Here is a 15296-nt window from a genome sequence, read left to right as displayed (position 1 = left end):
TCGTCGCTATCTCTTGGCATTATTACGCGTCAGCGGAAACGCGCGATCTACTATGTTTTACACACTGGTTGTTTTTGCTTTTAGATATGAATACGTGATAGTGAAGCTAGAGGAGGAACAGGAAAAACAGGGAAAACAAAGGACAATAGAAAGTTAAATGACCTTACTTCTAGGTAAGGTCATTCATGCATTCAGCAGCAAAAGATATTGGCGCTTAGCAAACGCTTAGGTTTGGTTGTTACAGAGCTAGAGGAATCAACTCGACACCAAGCACACCACTAATCCCCATCACCACTAGCAGTGAGACTTTAAACACCGACTTTGACCAAGCGATGTAGTTGTTGTCATCAATGCTGCGAAAGGTCACTTTCGTCCACATAAAGCAAACAACCGCTGCAACCGCTAAGTATTCATACCCGGCTTCACCTAGTAAAAATAACCCCAATGATGCTGCTCCAAAAGCCACGACATACGCTTTCATGTGTCGATGCGCTTTATGAATGCCTTCTTTAACTGGCAATACGGGAATCCCGGCTTCTCGGTAGTCTTGCATGCGGAACATGGCAATGGCATACGAGTGCGGCATTTGCCAGAGACAGAACATGGTAAAGAGTAAAATCGCTTCCAAGCTAATGAAGTTTGTTACCGCTAAGTAACCCACCAATGGCGGAACTGCGCCTGAGATACTTCCCACTAAGGTCCCATACACCGAGTTACGTTTGTACCACATCGTGTAAAAGAACACGTAATACACGTAGCCAAGCAACACGACGACAGCGGATAGTGGGTTCACTTGGATAAATAACAGTGCGGTTCCTACCAGCAATAAAGCAAGTGCATAAACAAACGCAATATCGATATTGATGTTGCCTTTCACTGTTTCACGATTTCGTGTACGTGCCATCTTTTGGTCGATATCACGATCGAAAATATTATTCACCACACAACCTGAAGCGATGACTAACCCAACACCAACTAACGTCGTAACGAACAACATTAGACTGGCTGGTTCTGTTTTTGCGGCGAGGAAGAACCCCGCCGCAACAGAAATCAGGTTGCCGAAAATAATGCCCGGTTTAGTGATAGACAAATAACTTTTCAGCATACCTTGACCTACAACTTCATGTTGACGTTCATGTTGTAGATGATCCATACCGAGCCAGCGATAAGGATAAGTACAACAATGGCGGTAAACATCAGTGATACAAGGTTCCAACGTCCGTCGGATGTTTTTGTTTCCATGTGCAAGAAGTATTTAAAGTGAACAAATATCTGCACTAATGCACATCCAAATAGAATCGCATAGGTCGTTGTATCTGGTAATGATTTCGTCCAAACAAAGTAGAACGGAATTACCGTCAGAATCAGTGAGGCAATAAAGCCTTTCACGTAATCTGACGCACTGGTTTCTACATGTTGATCCATTACATTACCCCCAGTAAGTAAACGATGGTAAAGACACAAATCCAAACGATATCTAGAAAGTGCCAGAATAGGCTTAAGCAGTTAAAGCGCATTGCCATATTGTCGTTCAGACCTTTCGTCGACAGTTGATGATACGCTACCGCTAACCAAATCAGACCAAAGGTTACGTGCAGGCCGTGCGTACCAACCAACGTAAAGAATGCCGACAGGAATGCACTTGTTTGGGGCCCATAGCCTTCTTCAATCAGGTGATGGAACTCATAGACCTCCATACAGATAAAGCCAAGACCAAGCGCGAACGTGACTAACATCCAACGTTTGAGACCAGCAACATTGTTGCGCTTCATCGCGATAATGCCAAAACCAAATGTGATACTGCTAAACAGCAGCAGCATGGTTTCGACAAACACGAATGGCAGTTCGAAAATGTCGTTACCTGTTGGGCCCGCAATTGAATTGCTCGACAACACAGCGTATGTCGCGAACAAGGTCGCAAACAGTACGCAGTCACTCATCAGGTAAACCCAAAAGCCAAATAGCTTGTTGCCATTCGTGTCATGGTGGTGATCATGGTCGTGATGTGCTGCGATATTAGTTTGCATACGTCACCTCCAGATCATCTTTACTTTCGCTGTCTTTCACTGAGTTTTTCTTCGCTTCTTCAAGCTGAGCTCGACGCTCGGCCTCAATTGCTTTGATCTCTTCAACTTCCACGTAGTAATCCACGTCATCGTTGTAGCTGTGCTGAATACACGTCACGATAATACCGACCAAACTTGCTGCCGCTAGCCACCAGATGTACCAAATCATGCCGAAGCCAAATAGGAGCGACCAAGCCGACACGTAGATGCCTGTTGCCGTGTTTTTTGGCATATGAATACGTTCGTATTCCACTTCTTTAGTTGGATCGAACTCGCCACTTTGTTTCTGGTACCAGAAGGCATCCAGCACATCACCTTTTGGCAGGTGTGCAAAGTTGTAGAACGGCGGTGGAGACGATGTTGCCCACTCAAGAGTACGACCACCCCACGGGTCACCAGTTAGGTCACGGTTTTGCTCGCGGTCACGGATACTCACGTAAATTTGGATGAACTGAGACAATACGCCCAGCGCAATCACAACCGTACCTGCTGCGGCAATCGACAACAGTGGGAAGTATTCAGGGTTGATGTCTTGGCTTAAACGACGAGTCATCCCCATGAAGCCCAGCGCGTAAAGCGGTAAGAACGCCATTAAGAAACCAATAATCCAAAGATAGAACGCGCGTTTGCCCCAAGTTTCATTCATGGTGAAACCGGTCGCTTTCGGGAACCAGTAAGTGATCGCAGCGAAACATCCAAACACCACACCACCGATGATAACGTTGTGGAAGTGAGCAATTAGGAATACTGAGTTATGCAGAACGAAATCTGCACCCGGAACAGCCATTAGTACGCCCGTCATACCACCAACAGTAAAGGTGATCAGGAAACCCACCGTCCACATCATTGGCGTCGTAAAGCGGATGCGGCCTTTGTACATCGTGAATAGCCAGTTGAAGATCTTCACCCCTGTTGGGATAGAAATGATCATCGTGGCAATACCGAAGAAGGCATTTACGTTCGCGCCAGACCCCATCGTAAAGAAGTGGTGTAGCCAAACGACAAAGGCAAGAATCGTGATAACTACGGTAGCCCAAACTAGCGATGTGTAACCGAACAACTTTTTACGTGAGAAGGTTGCGGTGACTTCTGAGAACACACCAAAAATTGGCAAGATCAAAATGTACACTTCTGGGTGGCCCCAAGCCCAAATCAGGTTGACGTACATCATTACGTTGCCGCCAAGATCATTGGTAAAGAAGTGCATGCCTAGGTATCTATCCAGCGTAAGCAGAGCGATAGTCACCGTTAGGATTGGGAATGAAATGATGATCAAAATGTTTGCACACAGAGACGCCCAAGTGAAAACTGGCATCTTCATCATTGGCATAGACGGTGTACGCATACGCAAAATGGTCGCGAAGAAGTTCACGCCTGTTAACGTCGTACCAACACCTGATATCTGCAGCGCCCAAATCCAATAGTCGACCCCGACTCCTGGGCTAGCCTCAATACCTGAAAGCGGCGGATACGCTAGCCAACCTGTACGACCAAATTCACCTAAGCCGAGAGACATGTTTGTTAGGATGACACCAACAACAAACAGCCAGAAGCTCAAGTTATTCAGATACGGGAAAGCTACGTCACGCGCACCAATCTGCAATGGCACGATGATGTTCATCAGACCAATCACCAATGGCATCGCTACAAAGAAGATCATGATCACGCCGTGGGCAGTAAAAATTTGATCGTAGTGATGCGGTGGCAAGTAACCTGCTTCACCCGCAGAAGAAAGGAGTTGCTGACTACGCATCATGACTGCGTCAGCAAAACCACGAACAAGCATCACCATCGCTACTGCGATGTACATGAAGCCAAGTTTTTTATGGTCTACTGAAGTAAACCATTCATTCCACAAATATTGCCACTTTCCAGCTTTGGTCACCGCGTAAACTACGGCTAAACCAACCAGCGCCACAACCGCTAGGGTGATGACGATAATAGGTTCGTGGAATGGAACTGAATCAAGAGTTAATCTTCCAAACATTACGATTATCCTTGGTTTTCAGGCAAACAGTTCATTGAACCAGGATGCTGAGTCACAACGTCGGTGAACAAGAACGGAGGAACGCTAGAGAACAAAGTGACTGGCTCTGCGATACTTGGCGCTGCCAGTGAGCTGTATTGCTCCCAATCTTCAATACGATCAGGGCTCGCCTTCACTTTCTGCACCCAATTTAGGAACGCAGCACGATCAGACATTGCTGAAGCTGTGAACTTCATTTGCGAAAAGCCTTCGCCGCTGTAGTTCGATGCAAAACCCTTGTAGTCACCTTCGTGGTTCGCTATCAGGTTGAGCTTGGTTACCATTCCTGGCATCGCGTAGATCTGTGTACCTAAGCGAGGGATGAAAAACGCGTTCATGATGTTGTCCGAAGTCAGTTTGAACTGCACTGGCACGTCTTTCGGGAACGCCACATAGTTCACCGTCGCAATGTTTTCTTCTGGATAGATGAACAACCATTTCCAATCGAGTGACACCACTTCGATGGTCATTGGTTTAACATCACTTTCCAAAGGTTTGGATGGCTCTAGTTCATGAGTCGAACGCCATGTGATCGTCGCAAGAATCGCAATGATGATGATTGGAATTGTCCATACCACCACTTCGATTTTGGTCGAGTGTGACCACTCGGGTGCGTACTCTTCTTCAGTGTTAGAGGCGCGGTATCGGTAAGCGAAGTAAATCGTCATTAAAATCACAGGGATTACAACGATCAACATCAGCAAAAGAGCAGTAATAATTAACTCTTTTTCTTGCACACCAATGGCACCTTTGGGGTCAAGTAAAGCTGAATTACATCCTGAGAGCATAAGTATGACGGACGCCAAACTTCCCCTCGACAAGATGCGTTTATATCTTGAGGCTTCCATTAACTTTCTCGATGGTTGTCTGGTTTCAAAGCAGATGCCAATCAAAGTAAATAAGAGCTCACAAATAGCGCAGAGGTAATGTATGAGAACAAGAAAAAACCTCGATAAGTAGTTATTCTACTTACAATTTTTCAACTTCGTCATCAAGCATTTAACCAGCTAGAATGAACCGTTATTTGCTACGATACGATTGGTATCAAGCCAAGAACCAGTTGTTATAGTCATTAGAATGTTTATGTGTTGAGCATGAGTAACGTCGGGTTCAGAGCGAAACAAAACGGAATTGAGTGGAGATCAAAACCACACTCTTAGTGTGAGTTTATTGTTACACTTTGAAACACTATGTTACATTTGGCGCATTATGAGGAGTAAAAAGTTAAAGCTCATTAGCCACAACTGGAAACTAACCTTCCATTAATGGAAGTTACACACTTTAAATAGAATATTAACCTCAACACGGATTTCTCGTGCTTCAACAATTAATTATTTAAAAACAAAAAGTTGAAACTAAAAATTGATGAGACTGACTATCAACTTCATTTACGCAGATAGCCTTAATGAGAAGCGGAAACTAAAAAACCAAAAGTGTGATCAGCATCAAATTAATGATTTCACTTAATATTTGAGTGGTATTTACATCTCTTTATTGGATTGCGAGAAATCATTCTCAAGGTAAATCCAAACATAAGTTGTAAATACATTTGGGTTGCGCAGAATTAGCACTCCACAACATAGAAAATGTTGAAATGGAAAGAAACTTATTATTCAGGTCTATCAGAGCCTTATTTCAGTGGTCACTTACATACGAATACCGCCATCCACTTCTAAAACCCTGCCAGTAAAGTAATCACTCTCAATAATGTATTTTACTGCATGCGCGATTTCGCTTGTTTCGCCCATCCTGCCAACTGGGATCATCTTTTCTAATCGCTCTATGGCTTCGGGTTTCATTTGCTCTGCCATCGCGGTATGAACTACACCTGGTGCAACCGCCGCCGCGCGAATACCGTATCTTGCGAGCTCACGAGCCCATGTTGTCGCCATGGTCGCGACCGCCGCTTTTGACGCAGAATAATTGGTTTGTCCGATATTCCCAGCTCTCGCAACACTAGAAATATTGATGATAACGCCTTGGGAGCCACTCTCAATCATCTTGACGGCAGCTTCACGCCCACACAAAAACGTTCCTGTCACGTTAACGTTCATGACCAAGTTGAATTGATCCAAAGACATCTTACTGATCACGCCATCTTTTGCTTTTACAAGTAACCCATCTCTTAACACGCCAGCGTTATTGACTAACCCATTGAGTTGACCAAAATCTTGGATAATCGCTTCAAACGTGGTTTCAACATCGATTTCGTTGGTGACATCCACTTGATATGTCAACGCTTTCGCACTCAGCATTCGACACTGCTCTTGTGTTTCCATTAAGCCACTGGCGTTTACATCCAACAACGCTAAATCAGCGCCAGCTTGAGCAAGGGTAATGGCCATCATTTGCCCAAGCCCCTGCCCTGCTCCTGTAATGGCAATAACACTACTTTTTATGTCCATATTGGTGCACTCCATCGCTCGTAATGTTCTCTATCTCAACCAGTCTAAGTTGGCCGAAATGATGCGCGTTTTAGGTCACCATCTCGGGCTGGTTTGTCACAAAACTCAGTCTAGCCTTTCTTACTCTTGTAAAACTCAAACAAGCTTGAGAAATCGAGTTCGCCGTGGCCGCTCGCGTTGTGGAAAGAATATAAGTTGCGCGCTAACGAGCCCATCGGAACCGAAGATTGTGTTTGTAACGCCGCATCTAACCCCAAGCCGAGATCTTTCAACATGAGTTTGCTCATAAAGCCCGGTTGGTAATCGTTGCTGGCTGGCGCACTGTCCATCACACCTGGGCAAGGATTGTAAAGCTCCAATGCCCAATTTCGGCCAGAGCTTTGCAGCATGATGTTTGATAGCACTTTTGGATCGAGTCCATGATCGATACCTAGGTTTAATGCCTCGCACGTACCAGACATTAAAATGCCGAGCATAAGGTTGTTACAGATTTTCGCCATTTGACCATCGCCTGCTTTGCCAGCATGGAAAACATTTTTTCCCATATACTGCAAAATCGCATTGGCTTTAGAAAACGCTTGATCCGAACCACCAACAATAAAGGTTAATGTCGCCGCTTTCGCGCCAGCTACGCCTCCCGAAACGGGCGCGTCGACAAACAACACACGTTTATTTGCCGCTTCATTGGCGACTAATCGCGCAGAGTCCGGATCAATAGTTGAACAATCAATCATCAAGGTACTTGGCGAGACAAGATTGAGGACACCTACGCCACCGTGTAAGTCACCAAGATACACGGAACGAACGTGAGACCCTGCTGGTAGCATCGTGATGACTGTGCTAGCACCATCTACTACCTCTTCGATAGAGCTCGCCACCACCGCACCAAAAGGTACTAGTTGCTTTGCGGCTTCGCTATCGACATCGAATACTTGCACGTTAAATCCAGACGCGAGTAAGTTTTGCGCCATAGGATGCCCCATTCTTCCTAAACCGATAAATGCGATGGTACTCATGATCATTCTCCTTATTGACCTAGTGTTTGTTCACCCAAATTAGCAAGCGGATGCTCGTTATCCGACCAAAGCGAGGTAAACAAAGTATCGATAACATCTTCATCGACTTCACTGACACTGTTAAATATCCAGCTCGGCTCGCCATCCCGGTCAATGAGCCGAGAACGGACGCCCTCTTTAAACTCACCTAATAAGGCACTGCGAACCGACAAACTCAACTCTAAACGGAAGCAATCTGCAAGCGGTAAGCTGTGGTACTCTTTTACTTGTCTAAAGCAAATATGCGCGGTGATCGGACTGCCCGATGCGAACGTTTGTTTCGCGTTTTCTATCCACTGGCTATTCCCTTCGATAGTCATGATTCGCTGTGCTATCGCATTAAGATCAAAGCCTTTGCACGCTTCCTCTATCTGATCTAAGTATGGACAAATTTGCGTGGTTGGTTTGCTATCAATAACTTGTTCTTCCATTAACTGTAGTAGTGCAGTTACCAACTCTTTCGCGTCTTCTTTGCCCCACTGGAGCCGCTTTAGCTCATCCAGTAAGGTGGGATACTGCTCTTCCAACAGTAACCAATCGGCCAAACCAATAGTGACAGCGTCACTTGAATTTACCATTGAACCTGTCAATCCGAGGAATAAGCCCACTTGCGGATCTATCTGGCTTAAAAACCACGTACCTCCCACATCAGGATACAGTCCAATATTGATTTCTGGCATAGCAAGGCGTGATGTTGTTGTCACAACTTTATGGCTGGTTCCCATAAAAAGCCCCATCCCACCACCCATTACAATACCTCCTCCCCAACCGATAATAGGCTTGTTGTAAGTGTGAATGAGATAGTCACACTCATACTCCAACGAGAAATAGTCCGTACAGAACTCTACGATTTTTTCTTTGCTCTCGTTATGCATGACGTGATACATAGCTCGAACATCACCACCAGCACAGAATGCTTTTTCTCCAGCGCCAGTGAGTACCACACAAGTCACATGCGGATCGTCTTGCCACTTGACAAGCTGATCGTTAAGTTGGACTAACATGTCATACGTCAATGCATTCAATGAAGCGGTGTTGTCTAACGTTGCGATACCAATGCGGTGCACGCCATCTAAGCACTCTATTTCACTGATGGTTACCATCCCTGCCATGTGGCCTCCTATCGGTTTTTCCATTGCGGTGGGCGTTTTTCTAAAAAGGCGCGAACACCCTCAACTTGATCTTCCGTATCAAAAAGATTCAAAAACAACTCTCGCTCTTTCATGAAGCCGTGCTTAAGTGGCGCAGAGCGCATATTTTGAATGAGCGCCTTACATGCGGCGACAGAAGATGGCGACTGGTTCGCAACAGATTCAGCAAGCTCTAGCGCTTTACTTAAAGCTTCGCCTTTGGGAACCAACTCCTCAACTAGGCCTAGTTCTTTTGCTTTGTCAGCGCTGACTTGCTCTCCACATAAAATGATGCGCTTTGCCCAGCCTTCCCCCACTAACGCTGTGAGGTTTTGGGTACCACCAGCACAGGGCAAAAGTCCGACTTTGGCTTCTGGTAAAGCAAGTACCGCTTGCTCTTCAACGACTCGAATGTCACAAGCTAATGCCACTTCTAACCCTCCGCCCATGGCGTAACCATTAATGGCGGCAATGGAAACACCACGGAATTCCGAGAGCGTTTCAAAGGCTTCACCAAAGCATCGCGCCATGTCTAACGCAACCGCTTTGTCACCATCAGAAAATAGCTTGAGATCCGCACCAGCAGAGAAAAACTTTTCTCCACTGCCGGTTAAAACCAGTGCGTAGACCTGCTTATCATTGTTAAGTGTGAGTATCAGCGACTTCAGTACCTTGAGGCTCTCTGCTGTCCACGTATTGGCTGGCGGGTTGTTCATCGTCACCACCGCAACGTGATTAGTGATCGTATGTTGAATGGCTTCTTGTGTTAATGGCATATCTGAATCCTTTCTCAATGAGCAAATCCAATACTTCGCTACAGCAAGGCCGATTCCTCAGAGAGCAAACGGCGCGCGATGATCAAGCGCATGATTTCGTTTGTCCCCTCCAGAATTTGATGCACACGCACATCTCTGAAATGACGCTCCATTGGATACTCTTTGATGTAGCCATAGCCGCCATAAAGCTGCAGCGCTTGGTCGCAAACCTGAAAGCCCACATCGGTTGCGAACCGTTTTGCCATTGCGCAATAAGCCGTGGCACCGGGGTCATTTCGGTCGAGTTTGCTGGCGGCATAGCGCACTAACTGCCGAGCAGCCACTAGATCTGTCGCCATGTCTGCTAATTTGAATTGTAAGGCTTGAAACTGCGCAAGCGACTTGCCGAACTGCTTACGTTCTTGAATGTACCGTGCCGCCTGATTAAGGGCCTGTTGAGCCGTACCGACGGAACAGGTCGCAATATTTATACGCCCTCCATCAAGCCCTTTCATCGCAAAGACAAAACCTTGCCCTTCTTCGCCCAGTAAATGGCTAGCTGGAATAACGACATTTTCAAAAGTAACCGCTCGTGTTGGTTGGCTGTTCCAACCCATTTTGGGTTCTTTGCGCCCATAGCTGATACCATCTGCGTGAGCAGGAACAACAAATGCAGACACGCCTTTGGCACCCGCTTCTCCGGTTCTCGCCATCACGACCAAAACATCTGTCTCTCCCGCGCCAGAGATAAAGGTTTTGCCGCCGTTGATGACATACTTATCTCCCTTTTTTGTAGCGGAAGTGGTCAGTGCAGCGGCGTCTGATCCTGCGTTGGGTTCGGTTAAGCAATAGGAGCCTAACCACTCCCCCGTAACTAATTTCGGACAGAACTGCGTTTTGGCTTCATCGGTAGCAAAACTGGCTATCATCCAACTCACCATATTGTGGATAGTCATGAAAGCGGTCGTCGACGTACAGCCCATTGAGAGTTGTTCAAAGATAATTGACGCATCCAAACGGCTTAACCCTAAGCCGCCATGTTCTTCTGGTGTGTAGAGACTGAGAAACCCCAGTTCCCCCGCCTCTCTCAATACGTCCTTGGGGAAGATCTGCTTTTCATCCCATTCCGCCGCCATCGGTGCTAAACGCTCATCGGCAAATTGCTGAGCGGTATCGGCAAATGCACGTTGATCTTCATTAAGTTCAAAGTCCATAAAAGCTCCTTTTATTCACTCAGCGCAGTTGGATGGTCAGATTGGGCCCCGTTGGAATATCGTCATCAAACCAACGTGCCGTCACCGTTTTGGTCTCGGTATAAAAACGTACCGCTTGTTTACCATACGCATGTAAATCACCATAGAAACTGCCTCTCCAACCAGTAAAGGAGAAAAATGGTAAAGGGACTGGAATTGGCACATTAATCCCCACTTGACCGACTTGAATGTCATGCTGATATTTTCTCGCAGCAGCGCCATTAGCGGTAAATATAGAAGTTCCGTTGCCGTAAGGGTTGCGATTCACCAACTCAATGGCCTCTTGCAACGTTTCGAGTTCCATACAAACTAAAACAGGGCCAAATATCTCTTGCGTGTAAATCGACATGTTCGCTGTTACACCGCTAAACAAGGTTGGGCCAATCCAGTTTCCATCGGGAAAGCCGTCCACTTCACACTGACTGCCATCGAGTTCACACACTGCGCCTTGTTGTTTGCCATCTTCGATTAGGTCCAATACGCGTTGTTTGGCTTGCTCACTGATCAGTGGGCCATAAGCAGCCTGTTCATCATCCCAAGGCCCTGGGTGTACTTTCGCCATCGCCAGTTTCAGGTCTGCAATCCATTGTTTTGAATCGCCGACAAATACCGCAACAGAAATCGCCATACAGCGTTGCCCCGCAGCCCCTACGGAGGCTCCGATTAGGTTATTCACCACTTGATCTTTGTTTGCATCAGGCATGATCACCATGTGATTCTTTGCACCAGCAAAAGCTTGAACCCGTTTAAAATGTTTAGTCCCTGTGGTGTAGATATAACGGGCAACGGGAACCGAGCCAACAAATGACACCGCTCGAATATCAGGATGAGCCAGAAGAAAGTCGACTTGCTCTTTGCGGCCATGAACGATCTGCAACACTCCTTTCGGCGCGCCAGCTTGCTCAAATAGTTCAGCTAAACGAATAGAGGTCAACGGCACTTGTTCGGAGGGTTTAAGCACAAATGTATTGCCCGCAGCGATAGCGATTGGGAACATCCACAACGGAATCATGGCAGGAAAGTTAAATGGCGTAATGCCGCAACACACACCTAGGGGCTGAATCATTGAGTAACTATCAATATCCGTGGCAACGTTTTCGACGGTTTCGCCCATCATGTTGCTGGCAATGTTTGCAGCCTGCTCAACCACCTCGATACCACGCCACACATCGCCTTTAGCATCCGCTAAAATCTTACCCGTTTCATGAGAAAGCAGTGTGGCAAGCTCATCATGATGCTCTTTGAGCAAGTGCTGATAACGAAGCATAACTCTGGCACGCTCGGATACTGCCACTTCCTTCCAAGATTGGAATGTCTCTTTCGCATTATCAATGGCGGCTTCCATCTCGTGCTCTGTGGAACATGGAACGTACGCAATGACATCATTAGTGGCGGGATTGGTTACCTCAACCCAATCCGATGTTTGAGATTCACGAAACTCGCCACCAATAAACAAGGGAACCAAACGAGTCATCATTTACTCCTTTCTAATTTCAATTAAAGCGGTATTTCAATGCCTATCGCCGTGGCTTCTCCACCACCGATACAAAGTGACGCAACACCCCGCATCACTTTTTTGGCTTCGAGATCACCATTGGTGCCTAGCGCTTGTAGCTGACGCAAACTGTGAATCAATGTCACCAGAATTCGTGCGCCACTAGCCCCTATCGGATGCCCAAGCGCACAAGCTCCACCTTTAATATTTACTTTGCTCGTATCTAGTCCAAGTTCCGCCACCGCTATTTGTGTCACGACGGCAAAGGCTTCATTGATTTCCCACAGGTCCACTTCATAAATTGACCAATCTAGCTGGAACAGCAGTTGCTCAATTGCGTAGACGGGTGCCAAAGTAAATTCTGCAGGTTTTCTGGCATGTGTAGAGTGCGCCTTGATGATCGCAAGTGGTTTAAGCCCCTGATGACGCGCAGTGTCTTCATCCATAAGCACAAGAGCCGCAGCGCCATCTGAAATGGCACTCGAATTAGCAGCGGTCACCGTACCTTTTTCATCGAATGCAGGTTTGAGTTGAGGAATTTTACCAAGGTCAATCGAGCGAGGGTGCTCATCGTAGTCCAGCACCGCTTGTTCTGACTTGGTATTGAGTGAAACCGGCGAAAGTTCATCGGCAAACAAGCCTCGCTCTTGAGCTTCCAACGCACGTTTTGCCGACATCACGGCCCATTCATCCATTTGCTCTCTGGTGAACTTAAGCCTGTCAGCGACTTGCTGAGCATAAACACCCATTAAGTGCCCTTCGTAAGCATCTTGTAGCCCATCGAGAAACATGTGGTCATACGTAGACTGGTGCCCCATACGCATTCCCTTTCTCGCCTCCCTCAGCAAATACGGCGCATTGGTCATACTTTCCATACCACCAGCAATGGCAGAGCGAATCGTTCCAGCTTTAATGAGATCGTGCGCTAACATGACGCTCTTCATGCCAGAGCCACACACTTTGTTAATGGTGGTACACCCTACACCCAAAGGAAGATCTGCCCCCATAGATGCTTGCCTCGCAGGAGCTTGTCCACACCCTGCTGGAAGCACACATCCCATGAACACTTCATCCACCGAAGTCACATTCACTTCGTGCATTGCCGCCTTGATCGCCAGTGCGCCTAATTGAGGAGCAGAGTAAGTTTGCAACTTGCCTTGAAAGCGCCCAATTGGCGTTCTTTTCGCGCTGACAATCCAGATGTCTTTTCCCATGATTCGCATTCCCTTAAGGTATATGTGAACACTTGGCAGACTGATGACACCCTACATAGAATTACTCACCAAGCGCCGCACCAGCCTTTATCGCCTTTTTCACTAACAAACTTTCATTCCGCGATTTCTTGACGTTTACGTAAGCATAGCACTAGCCTTTACAATGAGATGAAAAAACACACCAAGTAGGCGTTTATATTTCAAAGTTGATGTTCGACCTTCCCATTAAAGGTTCGATTTCCAGAAACTGGATTTTTATTCGAGGTAAGTATGTTATGGAAAAATACAAGATCAGTGACCTCGCCAAGGAGTTTGATATTACTACTCGCAGTATCCGGTTTTATGAAGACGTGGGTCTGATTGAACCAGAGCGAAAAGGCAATATGCGCGTTTATCAACGCAGGGATAGAATTCGCCTCAAACTGATTTTAAGAGGGAAACGACTCGGTTTTTCGTTGGCAGAAATTCGTGAACTTTTCGAGCTCTACGACATGCAACAAACCGAAGGACAGTTATTGAAAATGCTCAATATCATTGAAGAGAAACAAGCTGTCCTACAGCAACAACTCAACGACATCAGCGTCGTTATGGCAGAGTTGAATGCCGCTAAGGAGCGTTGTATTCAAACACTCAAAAGCAAGCAGACATAAACGCTATACTCAATTAGCAACACCGCTACCGGCTTTTCCACCTTACCTCTGATACCGGGAGACGTTATGAAAAGCACCTATACCCCACTCAATTTCGGACTTGGTGATACCATCGATATGCTCCGAGAACACGTTAATGCCTTTGCTACGGAACATATCGCGCCCATCGCCGCTGAGATAGACCGCGATAACCAGTTCCCGAATCATTTATGGCCTTTGTTGGGAGAAATGGGGTTGCTTGGTGTGACCGTCGATGAAGAGCTTGGTGGTGCAGGCATGGGATACCTCGCTCATGTTGTTGCCATGGAAGAAATCAGCCGTGCCTCTGCGTCTGTCGCTTTAAGCTACGGCGCTCATTCTAACCTGTGCGTCAACCAAATCTTTCGTAACGGCACGCCTTCTCAACGCGAAAAATACCTTCCAAAACTCATTGATGGTACGCACGTTGGCGCCCTAGCGATGAGCGAGCCCAATGCCGGTTCAGACGTGATAAGCATGCAACTGAAAGCGGAGAACAAGGGCGACCATTTTGTACTGAATGGCAACAAAATGTGGATAACAAACGGGCCCGATGCTGACGTAGTGGTGCTTTACGCTAAAACAGATGTCAGCGCAGGTTCACGTGGCATTACCGCATTCATTATTGAACGTAACTTCGCAGGTTTCACTCATGCTCAAAAGCTGGACAAGCTAGGCATGAGAGGCTCGAATACTTGCGAACTTGTATTTAACCATTGCGTAGTGCCAAAAGAGAATATTCTTGGCGAGTTGAATCAAGGCGTCGAGGTATTAATGAGTGGGCTGGATTACGAGCGCGTCGTCCTCGCTGCCGGACCACTCGGGATAATGCAAGCTTGCATGGACATTGTGGTCCCATACGTACATGAACGAGAGCAGTTTGGAAAATCCATTGGCGAGTTTCAGTTAGTTCAGGGCAAGATCGCCGATATGTATTCTCGAATGAGTGCAGCAAAAGCGTATGTATATACCGTCGCAGCGGCTTGTGATCGAGGTAACGCAACACGCAAAGACGCCGCTGGCGCGATTTTGTACAGTGCAGAACTCGCCACACAAATGGCACTCGATGCAATACAACTGCTCGGTGGGAATGGCTACATCAATGAATACCCTGCTGGTCGTTTGCTACGTGATGCAAAGCTTTATGAAATCGGCGCGGGTACCTCAGAGATTCGCCGCATGTTAATAGGCCGAGAGCTGTTCGAAGAATCTCGCTAACGGAACATACG

14 protein-coding genes are annotated in these 15296 nt (G+C 46.7%); 2 read left to right on the top strand and 12 right to left on the bottom strand.

The features are described from left to right. Positions 1 to 238: 238 nt before the first annotated feature. From cyoE to R7Z47_RS03370, 12 genes are all read right to left on the bottom strand, one after another. A complete protein-coding gene (gene cyoE / locus R7Z47_RS03425; protein WP_213911997.1) occupies positions 239 to 1153 on the bottom strand; it encodes a heme o synthase in 915 nt (304 codons plus the stop codon). Next, the gene (cyoD, locus tag R7Z47_RS03420; protein ID WP_012842490.1) at positions 1114 to 1425 is read right to left on the bottom strand and encodes a cytochrome o ubiquinol oxidase subunit IV; all 312 of its coding nucleotides are present in this window, start codon (positions 1423 to 1425) and stop codon (positions 1114 to 1116) included. The genes cyoE and cyoD overlap by 40 nt, the downstream gene beginning before the upstream one ends. Then, positions 1425 to 2027 carry a cytochrome o ubiquinol oxidase subunit III gene (gene cyoC / locus R7Z47_RS03415; RefSeq protein WP_213911998.1) on the bottom strand — a complete coding sequence of 201 codons (603 nt, stop codon included), beginning with the start codon at positions 2025 to 2027 and terminating at the stop codon, positions 1425 to 1427. Before cyoC ends, cyoD begins: the two co-directional genes overlap by 1 nt. After that, on the bottom strand, positions 2017 to 4053 hold the full coding sequence (gene cyoB / locus R7Z47_RS03410; protein WP_005375781.1) for a cytochrome o ubiquinol oxidase subunit I: 2037 nt from the start codon (positions 4051 to 4053) through the stop codon (positions 2017 to 2019). The genes cyoC and cyoB overlap by 11 nt, the downstream gene beginning before the upstream one ends. 5 nt (positions 4054 to 4058) lie before the next feature. Continuing rightward, positions 4059 to 4940 carry a ubiquinol oxidase subunit II gene (gene cyoA / locus R7Z47_RS03405; RefSeq protein WP_005388604.1) on the bottom strand — a complete coding sequence of 294 codons (882 nt, stop codon included), beginning with the start codon at positions 4938 to 4940 and terminating at the stop codon, positions 4059 to 4061. A gap of 798 nt (positions 4941 to 5738) precedes the next feature. Next, positions 5739 to 6497: an SDR family oxidoreductase gene (locus R7Z47_RS03400; RefSeq protein WP_005375778.1), complete on the bottom strand. Its 759-nt coding sequence runs from the start codon at positions 6495 to 6497 to the stop codon at positions 5739 to 5741. A 110-nt stretch (positions 6498 to 6607) separates the two neighbouring features. Continuing rightward, positions 6608 to 7513: a 3-hydroxyisobutyrate dehydrogenase gene (gene mmsB / locus R7Z47_RS03395; RefSeq protein ID WP_151515467.1), complete on the bottom strand. Its 906-nt coding sequence runs from the start codon at positions 7511 to 7513 to the stop codon at positions 6608 to 6610. A gap of 11 nt (positions 7514 to 7524) precedes the next feature. Further along, on the bottom strand, positions 7525 to 8664 hold the full coding sequence (locus tag R7Z47_RS03390; protein WP_262606504.1) for an enoyl-CoA hydratase/isomerase family protein: 1140 nt from the start codon (positions 8662 to 8664) through the stop codon (positions 7525 to 7527). 8 nt (positions 8665 to 8672) lie between these two features. Beyond that, positions 8673 to 9458, bottom strand: a complete 786-nt coding sequence (locus R7Z47_RS03385) for an enoyl-CoA hydratase (RefSeq protein ID WP_064354635.1) — start codon at positions 9456 to 9458, stop codon at positions 8673 to 8675. Positions 9459 to 9496: 38 nt separating this feature from the next. After that, complete coding sequence (locus R7Z47_RS03380; RefSeq protein ID WP_064354634.1) at positions 9497 to 10651, bottom strand: acyl-CoA dehydrogenase family protein; 1155 nt, start codon at positions 10649 to 10651, stop codon at positions 9497 to 9499. A gap of 19 nt (positions 10652 to 10670) precedes the next feature. Further along, positions 10671 to 12164: a CoA-acylating methylmalonate-semialdehyde dehydrogenase gene (locus R7Z47_RS03375; protein WP_213867787.1), complete on the bottom strand. Its 1494-nt coding sequence runs from the start codon at positions 12162 to 12164 to the stop codon at positions 10671 to 10673. Positions 12165 to 12187: 23 nt separating this feature from the next. Next, positions 12188 to 13399: an acetyl-CoA C-acyltransferase gene (locus R7Z47_RS03370; protein ID WP_017821196.1), complete on the bottom strand. Its 1212-nt coding sequence runs from the start codon at positions 13397 to 13399 to the stop codon at positions 12188 to 12190. Positions 13400 to 13674: 275 nt separating this feature from the next. Here R7Z47_RS03370 and R7Z47_RS03365 point away from each other — a divergent pair, with 275 nt between their 5' ends. Both R7Z47_RS03365 and R7Z47_RS03360 read left to right on the top strand, forming a co-directional pair. Further along, positions 13675 to 14049: a MerR family transcriptional regulator gene (locus R7Z47_RS03365; protein ID WP_017821195.1), complete on the top strand. Its 375-nt coding sequence runs from the start codon at positions 13675 to 13677 to the stop codon at positions 14047 to 14049. 66 nt (positions 14050 to 14115) lie between these two features. Beyond that, complete coding sequence (locus R7Z47_RS03360; protein ID WP_005387610.1) at positions 14116 to 15285, top strand: isovaleryl-CoA dehydrogenase; 1170 nt, start codon at positions 14116 to 14118, stop codon at positions 15283 to 15285. The last annotated feature ends 11 nt before the right edge of the window (positions 15286 to 15296 follow it).

Origin of the sequence: Vibrio sp. 1641 (assembly GCF_033339995.1) — a bacterium.
Classification (GTDB): domain Bacteria; phylum Pseudomonadota; class Gammaproteobacteria; order Enterobacterales; family Vibrionaceae; genus Vibrio; species Vibrio alginolyticus.
The sequence above is the reverse complement of the archived record's forward strand: the minus strand, read 5'-3'. Positions and strand labels throughout refer to the sequence as shown.